The 21834-nt window shown below is 40.6% G+C and carries 20 protein-coding genes; 1 reads left to right on the plus strand and 19 read right to left on the minus strand.

What is annotated here, in order from left to right; all coding sequences use genetic code 11:
* Positions 1-314: 314 nt before the first annotated feature.
* From Q7P97_RS08720 to Q7P97_RS08755, 8 genes are all read right to left on the minus strand, one after another.
* The gene (locus tag Q7P97_RS08720; protein WP_303968818.1) at positions 315-1211 is read right to left on the minus strand and encodes an AEC family transporter; all 897 of its coding nucleotides are present in this window, start codon (positions 1209-1211) and stop codon (positions 315-317) included.
* A 202-nt stretch (positions 1212-1413) separates the two neighbouring features.
* The gene (locus Q7P97_RS08725) at positions 1414-1626 is read right to left on the minus strand and encodes a hypothetical protein (protein WP_303968819.1); all 213 of its coding nucleotides are present in this window, start codon (positions 1624-1626) and stop codon (positions 1414-1416) included.
* A 199-nt stretch (positions 1627-1825) separates the two neighbouring features.
* On the minus strand, positions 1826-1948 hold the full coding sequence (locus Q7P97_RS08730; protein ID WP_303968820.1) for a BH0509 family protein: 123 nt from the start codon (positions 1946-1948) through the stop codon (positions 1826-1828).
* Positions 1945-2412 carry a hypothetical protein gene (locus tag Q7P97_RS08735; protein ID WP_303968821.1) on the minus strand — a complete coding sequence of 156 codons (468 nt, stop codon included), beginning with the start codon at positions 2410-2412 and terminating at the stop codon, positions 1945-1947. The genes Q7P97_RS08730 and Q7P97_RS08735 overlap by 4 nt, the downstream gene beginning before the upstream one ends.
* A complete protein-coding gene (locus Q7P97_RS08740; protein WP_303968822.1) occupies positions 2409-3689 on the minus strand; it encodes a replicative DNA helicase in 1281 nt (426 codons plus the stop codon). The genes Q7P97_RS08735 and Q7P97_RS08740 overlap by 4 nt, the downstream gene beginning before the upstream one ends.
* A complete protein-coding gene (locus Q7P97_RS08745) occupies positions 3679-4476 on the minus strand; it encodes a conserved phage C-terminal domain-containing protein (RefSeq protein ID WP_303968823.1) in 798 nt (265 codons plus the stop codon). The genes Q7P97_RS08740 and Q7P97_RS08745 overlap by 11 nt, the downstream gene beginning before the upstream one ends.
* Before the next feature lie 228 nt (positions 4477-4704).
* Positions 4705-6066 carry an alkaline phosphatase gene (locus Q7P97_RS08750; protein ID WP_483315712.1) on the minus strand — a complete coding sequence of 454 codons (1362 nt, stop codon included), beginning with the start codon at positions 6064-6066 and terminating at the stop codon, positions 4705-4707.
* A 152-nt stretch (positions 6067-6218) separates the two neighbouring features.
* Positions 6219-7061: a GNAT family N-acetyltransferase gene (locus Q7P97_RS08755; protein ID WP_303968825.1), complete on the minus strand. Its 843-nt coding sequence runs from the start codon at positions 7059-7061 to the stop codon at positions 6219-6221.
* 119 nt (positions 7062-7180) lie between these two features.
* On the opposite strand from Q7P97_RS08755, the gene Q7P97_RS08760 reads away from it, so the two are divergent.
* Complete coding sequence (locus Q7P97_RS08760; RefSeq protein ID WP_303968826.1) at positions 7181-8410, plus strand: Fic family protein; 1230 nt, start codon at positions 7181-7183, stop codon at positions 8408-8410.
* A 16-nt stretch (positions 8411-8426) separates the two neighbouring features.
* On the opposite strand, the gene Q7P97_RS08765 is transcribed toward Q7P97_RS08760, so the two are convergent.
* From Q7P97_RS08765 to Q7P97_RS08815, 11 genes are all read right to left on the minus strand, one after another.
* A complete protein-coding gene (locus Q7P97_RS08765) occupies positions 8427-9359 on the minus strand; it encodes a DMT family transporter (RefSeq protein WP_303968827.1) in 933 nt (310 codons plus the stop codon).
* 241 nt (positions 9360-9600) lie between these two features.
* A complete protein-coding gene (locus Q7P97_RS08770; RefSeq protein WP_303968828.1) occupies positions 9601-10773 on the minus strand; it encodes an iron-containing alcohol dehydrogenase in 1173 nt (390 codons plus the stop codon).
* A gap of 100 nt (positions 10774-10873) precedes the next feature.
* Positions 10874-11635, minus strand: a complete 762-nt coding sequence (locus Q7P97_RS08775) for an SDR family NAD(P)-dependent oxidoreductase (RefSeq protein ID WP_303968829.1) — start codon at positions 11633-11635, stop codon at positions 10874-10876.
* Positions 11636-11657: 22 nt separating this feature from the next.
* Positions 11658-13115 (minus strand): aldehyde dehydrogenase family protein, encoded by a 1458-nt coding sequence (locus tag Q7P97_RS08780; RefSeq protein ID WP_303968830.1) that lies wholly within the window; start codon positions 13113-13115, stop codon positions 11658-11660.
* A 17-nt stretch (positions 13116-13132) separates the two neighbouring features.
* Positions 13133-14509, minus strand: coding sequence for a class-II fumarase/aspartase family protein (locus Q7P97_RS08785; protein ID WP_303968853.1), 1377 nt, complete (start codon positions 14507-14509; stop codon positions 13133-13135).
* 17 nt (positions 14510-14526) lie between these two features.
* Positions 14527-16041, minus strand: coding sequence for a xylulokinase (locus Q7P97_RS08790; RefSeq protein ID WP_303968831.1), 1515 nt, complete (start codon positions 16039-16041; stop codon positions 14527-14529).
* A 4-nt stretch (positions 16042-16045) separates the two neighbouring features.
* Positions 16046-17065 (minus strand): zinc-dependent alcohol dehydrogenase, encoded by a 1020-nt coding sequence (locus Q7P97_RS08795; protein WP_303968832.1) that lies wholly within the window; start codon positions 17063-17065, stop codon positions 16046-16048.
* Between the two features lie 82 nt (positions 17066-17147).
* Positions 17148-18590, minus strand: a complete 1443-nt coding sequence (locus tag Q7P97_RS08800; protein WP_303968833.1) for an FAD-binding oxidoreductase — start codon at positions 18588-18590, stop codon at positions 17148-17150.
* A gap of 94 nt (positions 18591-18684) precedes the next feature.
* On the minus strand, positions 18685-20187 hold the full coding sequence (locus tag Q7P97_RS08805) for a tripartite tricarboxylate transporter permease (RefSeq protein WP_303968834.1): 1503 nt from the start codon (positions 20185-20187) through the stop codon (positions 18685-18687).
* A gap of 17 nt (positions 20188-20204) precedes the next feature.
* The gene (locus Q7P97_RS08810) at positions 20205-20699 is read right to left on the minus strand and encodes a tripartite tricarboxylate transporter TctB family protein (RefSeq protein ID WP_303968835.1); all 495 of its coding nucleotides are present in this window, start codon (positions 20697-20699) and stop codon (positions 20205-20207) included.
* Positions 20700-20810: 111 nt separating this feature from the next.
* Entirely contained in the window at positions 20811-21812 is a 1002-nt protein-coding gene (locus tag Q7P97_RS08815) for a Bug family tripartite tricarboxylate transporter substrate binding protein (protein WP_303968836.1), read from the minus strand.
* Positions 21813-21834: the final 22 nt, after the last annotated feature.

Consider the following 21834-nt stretch of genomic DNA (forward strand, 5'->3'; position numbering starts at 1 on the left):
AAGACCTTGCCAAAGAATTGTTATATCCAGTCAAAGAAATAGAAAATGCCCCGAAGAATCTTTATGGTCGATTCTTTTGGGGCATTTTCTTTTATGTGAAACAACGTGTTCATTTTTTGACGCTTACGTGAAAAAATCATTAGAGATCATAACGGAAGCTTAACGCTGCATACTCAAATTGGTAAAGGAACAACCTTTACCGTTAGTTTCCCGAAATCCTAACTGAAATGAATCGCAACGAAAAAGAAGTTGACGCCAGTCTAGGCTCCAACTTCTTTTTTCTGAATTATCCCAATAAACTGTAGCTACTTCATTCAAATAATAACATTCAACAATATACTCAACGTCACCACACTCAACACTGTAGAGAACAACGTAATCGTCGAGACTAGCTCGGGTTCCGTGTCAAATTCAATTGCGTACATCGTCGTAGTGGCCGCTGTAGGCATTGCGGAGATAATGATGAGGACTGTACCTACTAAAGGGTCCACGTTTGCGAATAGCACGAAAATGAAAGCGAGTATCGGCGCTATGAACATTTTCAATACGACGCCTGAAATGACTACTTGCCAGTTTGGCTTCTTCCTCATGACGGATCCCAGTTGCATACCAAGCATGATCATCATGACAGGAATCGCTGCATCCCCTACCATGGAAGTCGTAGACATAATGGATTCCGGTACGGTTATTTTAAAGTACTGGAAGATGAAAGCGAAAATAGCGGCATAGGTAGTCGGCATTTTGAAGACCATTTTAACCGAGCGCATCATGCCACTCGTACTGCGCGATGCATAATACACACCGAAGAAGTTGTTTTGGAGAGATTGGATGACCATGATGAAGATCGCATACGGTAGCGCTTTTTCTCCTAAGCTGAACAACACTACGGGCAAGCCATAGTTTCCCGAGTTCATGAAACCCGTCGCCAGTATCGAGGCGCTTTCCACTTTTTTATCCCATTTAAAGATTTTCGCCAATACTTTGTTTAGAAACACCATGGCGTAAAAAAGAGCAAACATGTAAATCAAGATTGTCGTATAGCTCGCATTAAAATCCGCCTTATACAACGAAGTAAAGACGAGCGCGGGTGTTAGTATGTAAATTGAAAGAGATGAGATCGATTTGATATCTAAGTTTTTGACTCTTTGTAATAAGAATCCCACTGCGAATACTGCAATGATCGGTAAAATCACCGTGAAAAATAAGCCCATTTATACACCTCTGACGATAGTCTCTTAGTAGTTTCTTGTATATATGTAAGTGTTTTCTACTGTTTATAGATAACCTACTGAATCTATATTAATAGTAATCATGTCGATTGTCTCTCTATTTGGCGTAATGGTTTTTACTGGACACTAAGAGTGCATGCAAAAGACGTTACTTCTCCCGTTTTGGGAAGTAACGTCTTTTGTATTACGTTCTACGAATCGCGACTGCTTCATCATGCGTTTCCGTAATATACTTCGCAATTTCTGATTGTTCTTCCGTCAATTCAGTCAGCGTCGCATTTAACTCCTCTACTGTTGCTGTACTTTGCTCCACTACCGCAGCAAACTCGACTGTGTGCTTGCGGATTGTCGATGTCCGACCTGTAATGACGTCAAATTCACGTATAAATTCAGCCAATCGGTTAATTTCAGTTCTTCTATCTTCATTTTACATTCTCCTTCGACAGGCGATAGGCCTATGAGAGTTAGAGAATTCCTTATGTAAAATGTACCATTTATAGGGAATTATATATATGGGCATTATGCTTCAATTATATTAATATAACTTATCCACATTCTGACTGGAACTGGTATCATGTCCCCATAGAACATCGATACTACACGTATCTATCATACAATCCTTCCAACTCCGCATCCGTTAAACGCTCTAAATAGCCCACTGAATAACTTGCCCGTAGACAGATGACTAAAATCAAGACACCACGTTCTTCCTTGCTCATGCCCCCGCCATCCGATACAAAGTCCGCTCTCCTGCTTTCGCGTGTCCCACATACGCAGGGTACATGAGTACTTCTTTCTTATGATCATACAAACTTTCCTCAGCACCTGTATCCGCGAACGTCATCACGTTGATCATCAGTCGGTCTGCTCGCGTAATTTTATGCTGGTTTTGACGGAACAGCTCTTCGTGTAGCCGGTACGCATCGAGCGAATGCTCTGCTAAGTAGAACACGTACCAGTCGTTTTCTGTATCCATGACGAACAACTTCACCTTGCCGATATCCAAGATGTTCTGCTCCATCATGCGCTGTACTTCTGCTTCGTCGAATTCGATACCTTTTAATTCTTCACTATCGTCTTGTAAAGTGATTTGGTTGGTCATGAGCGCCCAGTAAATACTGTGCGCCAAGTGTGATAGATCGATTTCGAATGCGTAATCCAACATATCTTTCACTGTGATCATAAGTTAGCTCCCCCTTTATATTTGTTTTCATCGAAATCGTAAAGCTTGCCAGTTTGCTTGCTGTAGATGGTGGTGATCTTACCGGTCGGACCATTACGGTGTTTAGCAATTTCGATTTCCAGTAGATTCGTCGGTGCTTTTTCTTTTTCGTAGTAATCTTCCCGATAGAGAAATGCGATGACGTCTGCATCTTGTTCGATGTTTCCGGAGTCACGCAAGTCACTCATCATCGGATGCTTATCGTGGCGATTTTCAACATTTCTCGAAAGTTGGGATAAAACCACAACCGGACAGTTGAACTCTTTGGCCATCGATTTCAAATCACTACTGATTTGACCAATAGCTAATGTTTGGTTGACTACTTTGCCTTCCGGACGAATGATTTGTAAGTAATCAATGAAAATAATTGGACGTTTCGTTGGATTCGCTTTAATAACCGATCTCGCTCTAGCTTTTATTTGACTTACTGTAAGTCCGCTTTCATCATCGATACGCAATTTCGCACTACTTAAGTGATTTAATACTGTCGTCCACTCGCTCTTTTGCTTTTCCGTGAAGTATTTATATGGATCGCGCATTTTCAAACGACTATACTCACCTGTCGAAGCAATCAAACGATCAATCATCGTTTTTCGACTCATTTCAAGTGAGAAGACTAGTGGCATATGTCCTTGCCACCCAGCTTGCAGAGCAAAATGGTTCAGTGTGTCGGTCTTTCCCACGGAAGGTCTGGCAGCGACTACGATATATTCACTGTCTTGAAAGCCGTTTAGCATTTTATCCAAATCGGTAAGTCCTGTTGGTATGCCTGTCATGGTTTCCATCGGGATATACGGTCTTTCATATTGTGTAACTAAGTCTTCAGTCAAAGTGGTACGACTAGTTTCGGCGTTAAGGCCTTGCAAGTCATCAAATGCTTGCTGAATGTCCACGATACTCCAGTTTTGCTGGCTAGCCCGGTGCAAGATTCTCGACTTTTCATGCTCTTTCCATTCGGTGATGATCAATTCTTCGTATTCGTCAAAACGTGCAGGATTGGAGAATCGCTTGAGGTCGAATAGATAATTGGCTCCACCTAAGTCACTCGGATCTCTTCTCGTCAGCACGGTGATATAGTCTACCGGCTTCCCTTCTTGCGCTAATTCTCGCATGACCGTATAGATCGTTTGATTGACATGTCCACGAAAGAATTCGACTTGCATGTTGCTATCCAAAATCAAATAGTTTTCATTAAACATCGTTCCTAGTATGCTTTTTTCAGCTAATTCATAACCCATATATATTCTCCCCTTTTCCGAAATCCAGTTCCGGTGATTTGTACACTTCATATCCGATCGAACGAGCCGTTTTAACAGGTGCTTCGTTTAGATAGTTCTCGAATTTCTCCGCTTTGAATAATGTCGAAGGCTGTAAGTAGTTACGGAATTGCGGATCATTCAGCCATTGTGCTGTTTTGGTATCGATGACAAGTTTGAAGTCTTCGAGTGTATAGCCTTCTTCCATGCGGTCCTGCAAAATATTCATAGTCGCATTCGTTCGGCATTTGAATCGTTTAGAAGCTTTTTGGTTTAAATACTCAATGACAGAAGAAATAGTAGCGAGATTTTTCTCGCTCGCTCTTTTATTCTTTGTCGTTTGTTTAAGTTCTTTGGTTATTGCTGGGAGCAAAACGCTCTTCTCTGACAGACGATTTTGCTCTTCTGAGTAGACTGATTCCGTCTGCTCGAAGGGTACAAATTCGCCCCCTTGCTGTGACAGCTTTTCGTAATCAATTCGATACCACTTCGTTCTGTCCATCGGCATTTTGTTATACTCGGATGTAATGATCAATCCTTCTTTTTCGAGTTTGGTGACGAGCCGTTTAATTAGATGAATCGTCCAGCAAGGAAACTCATCCGTCCATTGCTTGTAGGTGTTATACACCCACTTATGGCCGTGATGGATGTTGGTTGATATCTGCAATCGATAATGCAATTGTTGCAAAAATAATGCTTCGTTAATGCCGACTACTGCTGCGAATTTAGGTGAAAACGGTATTCTGACACTTTGGATTGGTCTTTTCATTTCTCGCGCCCCTCTCTGGTTATTTTCTCTTTCATTAGTCATATAGAGAGTATTTTCAAAAAGGATACTGCTTTTTTATTTTTATTTTTTATTTGCTTACATTCGCGCACAAAAAAAGAAGTTACGGCTCGTATTTTGAGCTGTAACTTCTTTTTTGTGGCGTATTATTACAATTGACCAATGATAGTATTTTTCATATATGCTTCTGGACGTCGTCGACTGCGAGCCTTACTTCTTACCCGCAATAATTTCAAAAATGATATTCGCATGATCCGTATTATCTAACAGACCTGTAAAGCGCTCTTTGGACAGTCCATACGCATAAACAGGTACATCTTCACCTGTATGTCCACCGGTTGTCCAACCCGTATAGGAGCGTTTGTCGATGATTTGTTTGATAGCTGTTTCAATATCATCGGTCTCTGTATCTGCCGCTTGGACTGCTTCTATTTCCTTCTGGTCTAACGGAAAACTTTCTTGGTCGATGTAGCGTATTAATGTCTCTTCTACATCTGAACCGTTTGCTATTTCTTGAGAAATGAAGGCCGGTGTGCGTTTCACTGCTTTGATCACATCAACTGACCAATCATATACGCCATCCGCTCCTATGGAAAATCCGCCAGTTGAATGATCCGCAGTCGCAACGACTAATGTATGCTCATCTTGTTTAGCAAATTCGATGGCTGCCTGGAACGCTTTATCGAAGTCTTCCATTTCACTCATCGCACCGACAATATCATTATCATGCCCCGCCCAGTCGATTTGGCTTCCTTCAACCATAAGGAAAAATCCATTTTCGTTTTTCTTCAGTCGCTCAATCGCCGCTTCTGTCATATCTTCCAATGAGGGTGTTTCTGCTGGACGGTCGATCATTTTGGACATGCCGCCATCCGCGAACAATCCAAGTATTTTATCATTCTTATTCTTCAATAATTCTTCTTTTGTTGTGACATATCCATATCCATCCAGTTCGAATGAATGCGCATGGCTCAAGTCTTCCCTGACAAAGTGTTTTTTCCCACCGCCCAGAAGGACATCGATTGTATGCTCACCGTTGATGCGTTCATTGTAATAATCATCGGCAATCTCATCCATATTCTTTCTACTTTCATTATGGGCACCGTAAGCTGCAGGTGTCGCATGTGTAATTTCAGAAGTAGCAACAAGTCCAGTCGATTTCCCGGCTTCTTTTGCCGCTTCGAGGACAGTTTGCACACGCCCTTTCTTTTTATCCACTGCAATTGCATTATTATATGTTTTAATACCTGACGACATAGCCGTTGCTGCGGACGCTGAATCTGTAATTGACTCTTCGTCATCATCAGGATACGTCATTTGTTGTCCAACTAGATGTTGATCGAATGCTGTTAACTCGATCTCAGGGGTAGTCGGGTCATCTTTGAAGTAACGATAAGCGGATGTATAGGAACTCCCCATGCCATCTCCAATCAAAAATATGACATTCTTAATCTCCGGTGTGTCGTCCTGTTTCACTTCATCAGCTGAACTCGTTGAATAATTCCCAGTCCAGATGGCTCCACCAATTAATGCAGCCGATAGTGCTACTACGGGTACGATTTTCTTCAACAATAAACAACCTCCTGTATTTGTAATCAACTTCTACTCTACTGGAAGTTTATTAATATACGGAGAAGGCTGTGTAAATGTTTTGTAAGGAAAGAGTGGTTATAATCACTAGATTATTTTCAATTTATCATGGTAGGCGGACATTTTTTACTTTTCTATAGCCATTCCACATGCGCAAACTCGGTAATTTGTTGATATCCAATCTCTCGATAAATTTTATTCGCTGTTGGATTGGCGAGGTCTGTAAACAAGATACAAAAATCGTATTCTTTTAGTAATTCTGCAGATACTTTTGCGACAAGCGATCGTGCATAACCTTTCTTGCGTTCATCTTCAGGAGTGAATACCATCGAAACCGTCACACCATGTTTCGTCGGACGCGCTTTTTTCATCATAGACACGACGCGTCCATCCACGTCCCAAACAAATACTTCCTTGTTTTGAATGAATGCTTCTACTTGTTGCTGCACTACGTCATTTTCTGTAGGTGGCAACTTCGCATCGATTTCGAATAACGTGTACCATTTCGCTATCAACGCCACATCTTCATCCACTGCATTGCGCCAGTGGCCTTCGCTATATGTAGGGTCGGTTTGGATGGTATCGAGACGATAAATGCCTTCGTTAACTACTTTACGTCCTGTCGCTTCTACGTTTGACCACTTGCCGGCAAAGTGAAAAGCTACATGTGTAACGCCAATAACGGATGAAATGGCTACGGCTTCTTCTCGTAACCGAGCTACTAACTCGTCGATAATGGATTCTATAGAGTCTTCTTCTACAATAATGATATTCAGCGGATAAGGGGCCGTCATTTGTAATAACGCCAACACTTGTCCTTCTTTCTCAAGCACCGCCATAAACGGATTTTGATAGGTTCCTGACTTAATGGATTCGAGTACTCCATAGAACAAGCTATATACATCTTCATTACGTTCGAGTATCGGGTCTGCTTGTATGGCAAATTGGTGTGGGTTTGTGTGGATGGTGAATTTCATGCGCATACCTCCTATTTTAAATAATCTTGATATTTGATTATACACTTGTTCTAAATTCAATAAAAATGTATACTAATTTAAAAAACCGAGTATATTTGAATTAAGGAGTTGTTTATACTATGACTTATGAAAAGTTAAGCAAGCTATTTTACAAATTAGATGCGGTTTCCTTCGAGAATGAATATAAGAAACGAGTCACTAGTTATGGAAGCATGAACACATCATTACCTATTCGGGCATTCAGAAAAGGAAGGGTTGACCGGGAGCATTTTGAGCTTTTCTATGTAATGACACCCGAGCTCATAAAACTGAACAATGAAGCGCTTTTAAACAGTGGTAAAATTCTATCACTGGTTGGTAAACTTCCTGCTTTTGCAGCACAACCTTACTTTCAACGTCTAATTATTAATGACGCACAAAGTAATAATGAAATTGAAGGAGTTAGGAGTACAAAGAAAGAACTAAGCCATGCGCTTCAACGCTTACATGAGCCTAATGCAAAAATGAAACGTTTCACTGGGATGATGAAAACCTATCTTCATATTGAAGAGATCGGTCCTTTTCGTTCACTTGAGGATTTTAGAGCGCTATACGATAATCTGGTTTCCGATGAAATCCCTATGAAGTATGCTCCGGATGGTCGTCTGTTTAGGAAAGATGAAGTGGAAGTCACAGTGGGATCAAGAATTACACATGTTGGTCTGCAAACTGAAGCAAAAATTGAAGAGGGACTTTTTCTTCTTATTCAATTTTTACAAGACGATACACATCCAGAGTTATTCCGGTATTTAATTGCACATTATTACTATGAATATATTCATCCTTTTTATGATGGTAACGGTAGAACGGGAAGACTGTTAGTTGGTAGTTATCTTTCCAAATATCTAGAACGCTACTCAGCAGTTACGTTCTCCTACGCTATCAATAAAGATAAAGCTAAGTATTATCAGGCATTGGAAGACGTCCCCTTTCCTATGAATAAAGGAGAATTGACATTCTATCTGAAAAGTATGCTGGAGTTATTGGTTACTGGACAAAATAATATACTAGATGACTTATCAATTAGTGAAGCGAAACTAGTTCGTATACAACATTTTCTAATTAACAATTCTCGAGAATTAGGGAAAGAGGAGCAAGAAATTCTTTTCTACTTACTTGTATTGACTGTATTCAGTTCCCAAGACGATATATTGGTTAGTCGACTGATTACCTTATCAGGTTACTCGCGATACAAAGTCAAGCAGGCCCTTGATAAGTTAGAAGAGAAGGGAATTGTCTTTCCACAACAGCTTCGACCGATTTCATACAGTCTGACTGACGACTTTTTGCATGAAACACTACATATTTAAACCTGTTGATTCCATTCTATTCGTTCTCTTCTTCAACGGGCGGAAGCTGCTTGCTCCGACTCCTTATGAACATCTCCAAAGAACCTGAGCCGAAGATCACACCTGCCACAATAAATATCAACCCGATAAAGTGAGCGGGATAAATGGATTCTCCTAAAAATAGACTAGCGCCAATCAGTGCGAAAAATGTGTTGAAGTTTAAAAAGATGGAAGCGCGGGCTGCTCCTATTGTTTGAATGGCGGAATTATACGCCATGTGACCCACAGCGGTTGCGATCAAGGCAGAGAAGATGAAAACGCCCCAGACAGTAGGTGTTCCTTTACTTAATTCAGCAAAGCCGCCTGGTTCCTTAATGAATGAGACGATGACTAAAATGACGGATCCAACTAACATCATATATCCTGTCAATAGTCTAGCATCCATTGTTCTGGATGCTTTTTTGATCAGCATGAAACTAATGGCTTGCGACAAGATCGATAAGAAGATTTCTACATCTCCAAATGACGTTTTGCCCAATGTTCCACTGCCGCCAAGCACTACAATACTTACGCCTATACCACCGAAGATAAAACCCATAGCCCGTACGCCCGTGATTTTTTCTTTCAAAATGAAGACCGCTAACGTCGCAGTCAATAGCGGCCCTAGCCCTAAAATCAGCCCCCCGTTAGCGGCACTTGTTCTGGACAGTCCTTCTGCCAGAAAATAATGATGCAACACGACATTGGTCGCGGCGCCGCCTATGATATAGAGCCATTCTCGATTTCTAGGTAAACGAATTTGCTTAAGAAAAAACAAGATCATAAAGACTAAAATCGCGGCTGACATAATACGCATCGATGTCATCGTGATGGGATCAAAATACGTGACAAGGTATTTGAGAGCTGACACGTTAATTCCCCATAAAAACATGACGAGGATCAACGTGATGATGACTTTTAAATCTTTCATAGTGTGTATACCTTTCTTGCAGAATATTTTATAAGCAGTACATCGATTCACAAGCATAGGTGAAATATTTATTATTAGTTCGCACCAATGTGATTTTATTTAAGTAAACTTTATCAATACTTCAAATTCAAGTGAATTATAATCTAAAATAATACATTCTTCTGTCAATCTATCACCAAAAGACCGCTTGCGCAAATTCATATTTGCACTAGCAGTCTTTAACAATTAATGACTAAATTATTTACTGTGAGACGACTCCATCGAACGCAGCCCTATAAATTTTGATGATATCCTCTTTCGCAAGTTCTCTTGGACTTCTAGAAAGAAGCCTTGTTTGTTTCATCGCATCTTTTGTCAGTTGATCTAGAGCAGATTCAGGAATATCAAAACCTCTTAAAGTTAATGGAATACCTACATCCATTACCAATCTGGTCAATTCTTCTACACATCGACTAGATGCTTCTTCCTGTGACATACTAGCAGAACTGAACCCCATTGTTTCATAAATATCTTTCATCCTTTTTTCACAACTAGAACGGATATAGCCCATCACATAAGGAAGCAGAACCGCATTTGAGTTACCATGTGCAATCTGGAATTGCCCTCCAAGGGGATACGCAAGTGCATGCACACCCGCGACTCCTGCATTGAAAAAAGCTAAACCAGCCAAATAGCTACCATAACTCATATCAGTGCGCGCTTGACGATTTTCTCCGTCCTTAACAGCCGTCCTTAACGAACTGCTGATTAAGCGAATAGCCTGTAAAGCCAGCGCATCTGTTATGTTATTTGCACTTTTTGAGAGGTATGCTTCTATGGCATGAGTCAATGCATCCACTCCCGTAGCCGCAGTCACACCGGGTGGCACAGAAATGGTAAGCGCTGGATCCACGATAGCAACATCTGCTAATAAATAATCATGAGTCACGACATCTTTAGTTGTTTCTAAGGAGAGTACAGAGATATTTGTAATTTCAGATCCAGTCCCTGCGGTAGTTGGTATCAAAATAAAAGGAAGCCCTTTTTCAATGACTCTTTTTGTACCGGTTAAATTTAAATAATCTTTTACTTTTCCTTCATGAGGAGCCAAAACGGCGGCTAACTTCGTCAGATCAAGCGCACTGCCACCTCCAACACCTATCACCATGTCAAATTGATGAGCGCGTGTATAGTCGACCAATGATTCACCAAGTGCTAATGACGGCTCAGGCATTACATCTGTATAAACATCTATGTCGAACTTTCCTGATTTCAGTAGATCCGTCACTTTATCTGTTATTCCGATATCCTTTAGAAACGGATCGGTGACCACTAATATTTTTTTCACTTTAAATCGTTCCACTTCACTTAGTAAATGATCCAATGCTCCCCATCCTGTATAACTGACAGGAACAAATGTAGTTTTCTCTGTCATATCTATCTCCCCTTACTCATTTTATTACTCTTTAAATAAAAAAATAGAAAGAGATGAACTGTCCCCAATAGAACGATTCATCTCCCTCCTCAAAACGCCTTTATGCCCCTCGACCTCCGTCTACATCAATTAAGCTACCGGTAATCATGCTTGCTTCATCTGAAGCAAGGAATAATACAGCATTTGCGATATCTTCTGCTTTTGCTAATCTGCCAAGTGGTACAGTGGAAGCAAACTTCTCTTTGCCTTCACCATAATCACCATCTCCAATAAAGCCTTGTAGCATACTTGTTTCAGCCGCTACTGGATTTACACCGACTACACGTACTCCATATTCAGCCAATTCAAGTCCTAATGACTTCGTCAGCGTAATTACAGCTGATTTCGTAGCAGAATACATACTGTTGAATGGGCGTGGTTTTACACCATTGATAGATGCCGTATTGATGATAACACCAGACTTTTGCTTTTGCATATAGGGGATGACAGCTTGTATTCCAAAGAAAACACCTTTCAGATTCACGTCAATCAAAAGATTAGCTAGGTTCTCTGAGACATCTTCAGTTTTCGTCGAGGACATCGGTACTCCTGCATTATTAAACATAATATCAATTGTGCCAAATTCTTTAGCAGCCTCATCGACCATATCGATGACTTGCTGACGGTTAGATACATCACATACTGCAACTCTAGCCACGCCGCCATCTGCTTGAATTGCTTTCACTGTTTCTTTTGCTGGTTCTTCATTCAAGTCGACAACAATTACATTAGCCCCTTCTTTCGCGAATCTATATGCAGTTTCTCTACCCATACCAGAACCTGCTCCTGTAATTACTACTGTTTTATTTTCAAACTTCTTCATGTCATTATTCCCTCCTAGTAATTTATCGATAGTCGATCCATACATTTTTTACTGTCGTGTAGTTTTGGATTGCTTCCAGACCCTTTTCACGACCAAAACCGCTCTTTTTATATCCTCCAAACGGAATGGCTACGCCGCCGCCAGCTCCATATCCATTCACGAAAACTTGTCCCGCTTGGATCTGATTTGTCATATGATGAACTAACTTCAAGTCATTACTGAATACACTTGCTACAAGTCCATACTCTGTTCCGTTAGCAATCGCCAATGCTTCGTCAGCTGTATCAAACGGCATTACACTCAATACAGGGCCGAAGATCTCTTCCTGTTCAATGAAACTCCCTACTTTGACATTGTCAAATAGTGTAGGCTGGATGAAGTACCCGTTTTCCAGACCTTGTTGTTTACTACGGTTTCCACCTAATACAACATTTGCATTACTTTCACGCCCATTGGAAATGGCTTGCAGGATACTATTCATTTGTCTCTCACTAACTACTGGCCCCATATCCGGGTTATCTAGACCCCTGCCTAATTTTACTTTGGACATTTTTTCTGCAATCTTTTCTACTACTTCCGCATGAACTTTATTGTTCACTATAATACGGGAAGCTGCTGAACAGGTCTGTCCTGCATTTTGAATGATTACATTTGACGCCGTTTCAACTACTTTATCAATATCTGCATCACCAAATATTATGATTGGTGATTTACCTCCTAGTTCCAGATTAACTGGAGTGATATGATTGGCGGCTGTTTTCATAACCTGAATACCTGTATTAAGTGAACCTGTAAACGTTAAGTGATGAATATCAGGATGATCAGATAGCGCCTGCCCTGCTACTGAACCATATCCTGTGATAACATTCAATACACCTTTAGGCAAACCAGCCTCGTGAGCAATTTCCGCCAGACGCAAGATTGAAAGGGATGCATCTTCTGCAACTTTTGCCACTACCGCGTTACCTGCCGCCAAAGCAGGTGCAAAACCACGTGAAGACAATTGTAGTGGATAATTCCATGGAATTATTTGCGCAGATATGCCAATAGGCTCGCGTATCGTATAATCTGCTATTCCTTCACCCAAGGGAATACTCGTACCAAAGATCTTGTCTGCTATTCCTGCATAAAAACGGAAATAACCTATGGCTGCATCTACGTCTGCTAGTGCCTGTTTATGTGGTTTGCCCACGTCCAGACTTTCGATATATGCCAATTCTTCTTTATACTGTCCTATTCGGTCCGCTACGCTAAATAAAATATTTGCACGCTCTGAAGGCGTAAAGCGCTTCCAATCAGCTTCATATGCTTTTTGACTGGTGCTCACTGCGTGGTTAACGTCTCCCGTATCCCCCGCAGCAATCGTTGACATCACTTGTCCTGTGGAAGGATCATACACATCGATTTCCTTTCTGGAAATTGCATCTACACGTTCCCCATTTATAAACATTCTTCCATCCAATCGATATTGAGCATCCATTTTAAAACTCCTTTTCTCTATGATTTCAACTGATACTTCTTTTGAAGTACATTCCAGCTGTCAACTGTTCTTTTAGAAATCGCTACTGCTTCCCCTATATAATGAAGTGGATTACATGCTTCCTTTATGTCCGCCACAGACAGAATCCGTGTAACATCCCGATCTTTAATTAAAACATCTACAAGCTCTTTGTCTTCCTGATCAGCTCTTTGACAGACGTCATACATTTTCTCATGCGCCACCTGTTTTCCAAGCTTGTTCGTTAATTTCATCATTACGGATTCCGCCATGATCAAGCCATGATCTTTTTTTAGGTTGTTTTTCATCATTTCAGAATCAACCGCCAATGAATCTAGCGTTTCATTCATCAATAAAAGTGATCCAGCAGTACCTACACAAATCATCGGCACCATATCCCACTCTGCTTGCCATTCTCCTGTAGCGCGCTCATGCCCTGGCGCTAATGTCTGGAAAAGACCAGATACTAATGAGATGTTGATAGTCGTCATGCCGATAATTGTCTCGCTGCTTATTGGATTTTCTTTTTGAGGCATCGTGGAAGAGGCCCCACGCAACTTCCCTTTCGCTTCAGAAACTTCTTTAATTTCTGTACGCGCCAAGTCCGCAATCTCTCGTGCCATCTTTTTAAGAGTACCGCTAATCAATGCTTGTAGATTTGCATACTCTACAACGATATCTCTCGCGACATGCCATGGACCATCAGGCACATTCAGCTCCAAAATCTCACAATATCTGATACGGACCTGTTCAGATTTCCCACCGAGCGTTGCCAATGTACCGGCTGCTCCAAATAATTGCCCTACCAATAATCTGCTTTTCATTTCTTGTAGACGTTGAAGATGACGAGTGATTTCCGCCAGCCAAACAGACACTTTCATTCCGAATGTGATTGGAACCGCTTGCTGACCATGTGTTCTGCCTGCCTGTGGTGTATTCGCATGTTTCTCAATAATAACGGCACATGAATCTCCCGTATGCACCAGTAATTCTTCCAACCGATGTACTGCATTTTTTAGTTGCAGAATAATGCCGGTATCCATAATATCTTGTGTTGTCGCACCCCAGTGTACGTATCCGCCAGAATCACCTGCAGCTTGAGATAGCCTTTTGACTAAAGGTACGATTGGGTAGCCAACATTTTTTACTTCATCCCAAAAGCCCGTTATATCTAACTTTTCGTATTTTGCACTTTCTTCTATTTCTTTCGCCGCTTCTGCAGGAATGATTCCCACTTCAGATTGCGCTTTGGCTAGTGCTACTTCCGACCTCAACCAACCCTCGAACATGGCTTCCTGTGTGAAAAACTCTACAGTCGTTTCATCGCCATACGTATCAAATAACGGAAATATCATTCTGTTTTTCATAGTCTTCACTGTCAAACACCACTTCCCTATTCTTCTAGTTCGTTCAATCTGTATGAAAGTGCTTTAGTTTGTGTATGCAAGTCTTTATAGATGGAGAACAAGGACTTGTACAACTGAACCGTCTCAATATTCGGTTCTATATGTGTTGTGACGATTTGATTCACTTTAACCGCTTCAGTTAGATTTGAATACCAGCCTACTGCAGTCGCCGCTATCAAACATGCACCAAAAGCAGCGTCTTTATGCTTTGGTACTTCTATTGTGACATCCAGTATATTAGCCAAGATTTCAGACCAAACCTCGCTCTTACCTCCACCACCTAGTATTTTGACACTTTTAGAAGGCGTACCGGGCAATTCACTCGATGCGTCTTTCAATGAGTAACCGACCCCTTCCAAAACTGATCGCGCAAAATGAAAGCGATTATGTCGAGCCGTCATCCCGAAAAAGCTAGCTCGTAAATATGGGTCCCAATGCGGAGATCGTTCTCCATTTAAATATGGTTGGAATAGTAATCCTTCTGAACCTACTTTAATTTTTTCTACTTCACGGTCTAACTCCATATATACGTTCTTTATATCTGGATTCTCTAGCCAGTCACTGAAAAAAGTTTCTGTGAACCACCGATAGGAAGAAGCCGCGAAGTTCGTACCACTGTTTTGATATTTTAAACCATTTGTCGGAAAACTGTATGAGGTCAAGTTTTGATTGGTATGCCGCTCTTTAGAAAGTAATGAAAAGTTTCCTGCAGTCGCTAGCTTCACTACTGCATCACCTTCTTCAGTTGCACCGCTACCATACACCTCAGCTGCCGTGTCTGTAGTCCCCATAATAATTGGTATTCCACTTGGAAGGCCTAAGATGTCCGCCATTTCTTTTGTCAGAGAACCAGCTTGCGCCGTCGCCTCATAAATAGAAGGGAAGATGGATGCATCTAATCCCACCAAGTCCAGCAATTCTTGGGACCACTTTCCCTCATAGATATCAAACAGCATTGATCCTTCCGCTTCAATTAGATCAGTACCTAGTTCACCTGAAAAACGATATCTCACATAGTCTTTTTCGAATAACACTTTGTGGACTTGCTTTAATACATTCGGTTCATGTTTCTTCAACCAGTATAGGTGGGGGAGCGTCCATGTGGGCGTAGGATAATGATTTGTCTGTTTATATATTAGTGAACCATATTCTTTTTTTAATTTTGTTGCTTCTTTCCCACTCCTCTGATCATTCCACATGATAACGTCACGCAAGACATTCATGTCTTTTCCTAATAAAACACCAACATGTGCAGGAGCAGTAAAAGAAATACCTTTAATCTCCTTTTTCTGCTTAGGTGAAAATTCTTTTATAACCTCTCGAATACCTTTAATCGCGGCATCGATCCACTCTTCGGGTTTCTGCTCCACCCACCGTGCGTGCTTATAATAAGATGGATAAGAAACAGATGCCTCAGAGATAATATTCCCATTGGAATCCAAACAAGTTGTTTTACAGCTTCCTGATCCATGATCGATCCCCAAAACATATTGTGTACTCAAATCATCACACCTCGTTTTCTACTGAAAGAAGCACCTTGACAATCGGATTTCCATCTTCAATAGCTTGGAAAGCTCCCTCTAGTCCGTCTTCCAGATTAATCACCTTAGAGATAACATCTTGCGCGTCAAAAGACTTGGTTGCGAGAAGCTCAATAGCACTACGGTAGTCTTCAGAAGTATAAACACGTGTTCCCTTAATCAGAAGTTCTCTTTTGATGACCTCATATACATTCAGCTCACTAGTTTGTGTAACGCCTGCAATGAGAACTGTTCCACCAGGCTTTGTCGATAGGATACAGTCATTTAGTCCGATTGAACTTCCTGTTACTTCAAATGAAAATGCCACACCCTCTGGAATTTCTTTCTCTACGAACTTAGGCACCTTGATTTCTTTTGAATCAATTACATTGAATCCCAAATTCTTTGCGGTTTGTAATCGAAATTCATTAATTTCTGATATATGTACATCAGCCCCGTAAGAACGTAGAACGAGTGCAGCTATCAGGCCTATTGGTCCTCCACCTACCACTAGCACTTTGTCTGACTCTTTGACCTCTACTTGATTAATCATATGGACAACGACTGCAAGCGGTTCAATAAGTGCTGCAGATTGTGCATCCACTGAATCCGGCAATGAGTGAACTTGATATTCACTAGCCACTACATACTCAGCCATACCTCCATCAAAGTCGATACCTATCAATGTCAATTTACTACAGCGATTATAGTGTCCGCTTTCGCATGCTTCACATTTCCCACATGAGGCCAATGGCTCTACAACTACTTTTTGACCTATTGTGTACTCTGAGTTTGCGTTGGCTACTTCTACGATAGTACCGCTGAACTCATGACCTAGTGTTACAGGCGGATTGACTCTTGGATAATTTCCGTTCCATGCTACCATATCGGATCCGCAAATCCCGACATAACTTACTCTTATCAGTACTTCGTCGGCTTTAATTTGTGGTTTAGGTAAGTTCTTTATTGTTAACTTCTTATTTCCTTCATAAACAAGTGCTCTCATAATAGTTCACCTCTATTAAATTTCTTGTTAGTAGAAAGGCACATCTCAAGCGATGTGCCTTCGTTTTTCCTGTAAACTTTACTTACCAGATACCAAATCCTAATTTCCCTGGATTCATAATTCCTTTTTCATCAAGTGATTTCTTGATATTTAATAGAACTTTAAATGATTCTTCATATTGATCTTCCATGAACCAGCCAAGTTTGAATCCGATACCATGATGTTCATTTAATACCGCACCATGGTCCAGATTAATACGTGTACAATCAGCCATTAATTCATTATGCAGTCGGAATGCTTCTTCAGGATCCTCAGGTGGATGTTCAACATAGAATCTATCATAGATCATCGTGCCCCAAGGATACCAGTGAGAGAAGTGGGCCGTATATTTGGCATTCCACTTTGCATACTTCGTTTCGACAAGTTCTTTCTTTGCATCGTAGATTGCATCAATTTTATCGTATGTTGTAACCGTTTCAGGCGTACCGTACAATAACGGGAATTCTGGGTGGACCGGTGGCTTATACGCAACATATCTTGTATCCCACCAATGCTTACCCAATTCCTCGCCTAAATCTTCACCTTTATTAGCTATGCAAATTTCATATGCCTTTTTCGCTTCTATTTCCGCAATTTCTTTATACCCATCAAACATCAATACCAAGTGGTTCCCCTCAAGTTTTACGCCCGTTGAGTTAAAGGATTTGTCAGTTGAACCTGGATCATATAAACGCATGACAGCTGGCTTAATACGACTCGCCATGATTTGTCGTCCTGCTTCAATTCCGTCATGAATATCCGGGAACTTGAACATTCTGAAGACACGCGCTTCTGGTAGAGGGTCAATTCGAATACTGACTTTTGTGATAACACCTAGTGTCCCTTCGGAGCCAACAAACAGCTGAAGCAGACCTGGCCCACAAGCATGGTTTGGAACAGGTAATGTATTGATAATTGTTCCATCCGGTAAAACAACTTCTATTGAAAGAACCATATCTTCTGCTTTTCCATATTTAGTAGACATTACTCCTGATCCTCGGGCTGCTAAATATCCACCTAGGGTTGCAATATCAACAGATGAAGGATAATGCGCCAACATCAAACCTTTTTCATTTAACACATTTTCTAATACATTTCCAAAGATTCCTGCTTCTGCAGTCAATACAAGTGATTTTTCATCAATATCAATAATCTTATCCATTCTTGTTAGGTCCAGCACGATACCACCGTGGAGAGTGGATGCTCCTCCTGCACTCCCTGATCCCCCACCACGTGGAACGACAGGTACTTTATAAGAGTTACAAATTTTCATTACCTTTGAGACTTCTTCAGTATTTCCAGGTCTTACGACGAAATAAGGGATAATCATCTCCTGATCACGTTCATACCACATATGAGTTAACCACGTATAATCACGAGATAGTTCTTTACGTCTTTCTTCTGATGTAATTACGTTCTCCTGTCCAATAGCGTTTTCTAATTGTGATTTAAATAGCTCTAAAGCAAAACCTCTTAGTTCAGTCATTCAATTTCCTCCTAATGATTTTATTTATATAGTTGTATATACAACTATATGTTAAATATGAATAATGTCAACTATTCATATTATTTTATACACTTTATCTCATACTCTTTTTTCTCATTTTCATCGATCTGATTAATCCTTGCACCATTGGAAGAGCAATAGTAAATACGGATAATAGAATAAATACCAATGCGATTGGCTTCGTTAAAAATACTGACCAGTCGCCTTGTGATGCAATTAGTGCCCTTCTTAAGTTAGGCTCAGCAATAGGACCTAGCACAATTCCCAAAAGCATCGGAATAAGCGGGAATCCAAGCTTTATTAGGACGTATCCCAGTAATCCGAAAGCAATCATAACCTTAACGTCAAACAAAGTATTATTTACAGAATAAGACCCTACGAAACAAAGGGTAATTAATATTGGGATCAACACGTTCATTGGTACGGAAGTAATTTTCGCAAAGACTTTTGAAGCAATTCTCCCTTGAATATAAAGAATTACGTTGATAACCAGCAATCCGATCATAACTCCATACATAACATCAGCGTGTTCTGTGAATAATTGTGGGCCTGGATTCAACCCCTGAATCAATAATGCTCCCAAAAGGATAGCTGTTACCGTGTCACCTGGAATACCAAGGGTAAGCAATGGAATCAAGGTAGCTCCTGTAACACCGTTGTTTCCTGCCTCACTAGCGATAATTCCTTCCATCGACCCTTTTCCATACTCTTCCTTCTTCTTGGAACTACGATGGGCCTCGTTATAACTCAAGAACGATGCTAATGGTGCTCCAGTTCCTGGTATCATACCAATGAAAGTACCAATAAGACTAGATTTCAAAATAGTTTTCCAATATTTAAAGAAATGGAATAGCGACTCTTTCTTATCCGTTATCTTTGCCTGAACTTTTGCCTTCACTTCATTTGCTGATTGTGTTTGTACAAAGATTTCAGTAATAGCGAACAAGCCAACCAATACCGGAACGAGTGCTAACCCACCTAATAAATTAGTATTCCCAAAAGCAAAACGGGGTGTACCTGTTATAGGGTCCATTCCGACTACTGACACAAACATTCCCAGCATCCCCATGAACGTCCCTTTAAGAACTGACTTCGCACTTACTTTTGAAATCATTGTTAAACCGAATAACGCAATCGCAAAGTATTCAGCAGGGCCGAATTTCAGTGCGAATTTTGCCAATTGAGGTGCAACAAATAGTAAGATCAACGCACTAATAAAGCCTGCAACTGCGGAAGCAAATACCGTGGCCCGAAGTGCCTCTCCAGCTCTTCCTTGCTTGACTAATGCTGCGCTATCTTCAAGAATTGCTGCTGATGCAGGTGTACCCGGTGTTTTAATTAAAATTGCCGGAATGGAAGAGCCATAGATACCTCCACAATAAACTCCTAACAAAAACAGGATTCCAGTTGTTGGATCCATACCAAACGTTACAGGTAATAAAACCGCAACACCCATAGTAGCTGTGAGTCCTGGCAACGCACCGAAAATAATACCTAACGTCACACCCAGGAACATAAATACTAAGTTATTCAAGGCAAATACATCACCTAGACTTCCTAAAATCACCTGCGACACACCGCATCATCTCCTCTCTATGGAAGTTGGATACTCAATAGATCTCTGAACACAAAATCTATACCGAATATTATGGCAATTATAATTAAATAGAAGTACCATTTTTTAACTGAAAGAGCCAGCATTACTCCAACCATTGCAATAATGGTTGAGTAGACAAATCCTAATAAGTCCACTAATACGAATATGTGAACAAGCATAATTCCAAACACGATGGCTACATTTTTATAATTGAGATTTGAGGTTGGCTCATATGATTCATATTCGGCCTCGACACTTTCTTCCGTTTCTTCTATAGCAATAGGTCTGAATTTAGCATCAAATATACTTTTTACTATCATACCGACACTTAAAACTATCATGACTACAACTAATAATTTGGGGAAGAAATCCGAACCAAGATCACTGCCCTTTTTAGCTCCTGGAATACCATAAGGAATTAAAAAATAGAGTAGAATGCTGAAAAGCAGTAAAGCAATCCCTGAATATCTATCTTTTTTTGCTTCAGACAAATTTTCACCCCACTTACTAATTTTAGAAATCCTGTGCACTTTATTAATCAAGATAGACAGACGAAGGACTTCATACACACTTCGTCTGCAATCTATTAAAGTAATTGGCTATTATTCTGCCATTCCGGATTCTTCTATAATCTTTTTACTTGTTGTATAGCGATTTTCAATAATCTCTGCTAACTCATCAGGACCTAAGAATGCAGGTTCCAAGTTTGCGTTATTCATCTTGTCTATAAACTTCTCATTTTCCATAGCTTGTTTAAATGCGTCGACAAGCATATCAAGTGTCTCTTCAGGCATTTCTTTTGGTCCTACAATAGATGTTTTAGCATCCATGATAGGAAGATCTAAATCTTCCTCAGACAAGCTCGGAGTACCTTCGGGCATGAATGAATATTCATCTCCACCACTATTCCAAAGAATTGTAACATCGCCTTCCTTAACGTATGGAAGTAACCCTGGTACCTGTAAGTGACCACCATCAATGTGACCGCCCAAAATATCGTTAACTACTGGTGCTGCGCCCTCGTAAGGAATATGTTCGATCTTGATTCCCTCTTTCAGAGCAATCCCTTCCATTACGATGTGATCAAGCGTTCCTGCTCCGCCGGTAGCGTAAGTGAACTTTCCGGGATTTTCTTTTGCGTATTTAACAAAATCATCGTAAGTCTTCATATTGCTATCTTTTTTTATCGCAAATACTGTAGGAGTAGAAAGGACTTGCACAACCGGTTGAAAGTCTGTGTATTCATAAGGTGTAGTGGTAAAGCTTGGACTTTCCGTTACTGGTACTAGTGGAGAAATAAGTAAAGTGTGACCATCTGGTTTAGAATTTGCAACTTCTGTAGCACCAATTGTGCCACTTCCACCTGGTCTGTTTTCAACGACGATATCAGTTCCCTCAGGTAAATATTTAACCGCCTCTTCTGCTAGGAGTCGGGCAGTTACATCCGTTATTCCTCCTGCTGACCAAGGAACAATTAATTTAATTGGACTTTTGGAAAAGTCCGCATTTGCTGTATCCCCTGCTTCTTTTTCGCTACTGCAACCTGCTAGTACTAACAATGAACCCACCATTGACAACAATAGAATTTTTACCTTTTTTTTCATTACAGTTCCCTACCTTTCTATT

Source organism: Sporosarcina ureae, from assembly GCF_029267015.1.
Classification (GTDB): domain Bacteria; phylum Bacillota; class Bacilli; order Bacillales_A; family Planococcaceae; genus Sporosarcina; species Sporosarcina ureae_D.

Coding starts and splice junctions, on each gene's coding strand:
- Q7P97_RS08735 (WP_303968821.1), bottom strand. CDS start 2,412: ATGATCACAGTGAAAGATATGTTGGATTACGCATTCGAAATCGATCTA.
- Q7P97_RS08780 (WP_303968830.1), bottom strand. CDS start 13,115: ATGGATGCTCAATATCGATTGGATGGAAGAATGTTTATAAATGGGGAA.
- Q7P97_RS08795 (WP_303968832.1), bottom strand. CDS start 17,065: ATGAGAGCACTTGTTTATGAAGGAAATAAGAAGTTAACAATAAAGAAC.
- Q7P97_RS08745 (WP_303968823.1), bottom strand. CDS start 4,476: ATGAAAAGACCAATCCAAAGTGTCAGAATACCGTTTTCACCTAAATTC.
- Q7P97_RS08815 (WP_303968836.1), bottom strand. CDS start 21,812: ATGAAAAAAAAGGTAAAAATTCTATTGTTGTCAATGGTGGGTTCATTG.
- Q7P97_RS08775 (WP_303968829.1), bottom strand. CDS start 11,635: ATGAAGAAGTTTGAAAATAAAACAGTAGTAATTACAGGAGCAGGTTCT.
- Q7P97_RS08740 (WP_303968822.1), bottom strand. CDS start 3,689: ATGGGTTATGAATTAGCTGAAAAAAGCATACTAGGAACGATGTTTAAT.
- Q7P97_RS08770 (WP_303968828.1), bottom strand. CDS start 10,773: ATGACAGAGAAAACTACATTTGTTCCTGTCAGTTATACAGGATGGGGA.
- Q7P97_RS08720 (WP_303968818.1), bottom strand. CDS start 1,211: ATGGGCTTATTTTTCACGGTGATTTTACCGATCATTGCAGTATTCGCA.
- Q7P97_RS08800 (WP_303968833.1), bottom strand. CDS start 18,590: ATGACTGAACTAAGAGGTTTTGCTTTAGAGCTATTTAAATCACAATTA.
- Q7P97_RS08755 (WP_303968825.1), bottom strand. CDS start 7,061: ATGAAATTCACCATCCACACAAACCCACACCAATTTGCCATACAAGCA.
- Q7P97_RS08760 (WP_303968826.1), top strand. CDS start 7,181: ATGACTTATGAAAAGTTAAGCAAGCTATTTTACAAATTAGATGCGGTT.
- Q7P97_RS08765 (WP_303968827.1), bottom strand. CDS start 9,359: ATGAAAGATTTAAAAGTCATCATCACGTTGATCCTCGTCATGTTTTTA.
- Q7P97_RS08730 (WP_303968820.1), bottom strand. CDS start 1,948: ATGAGCAAGGAAGAACGTGGTGTCTTGATTTTAGTCATCTGTCTACGG.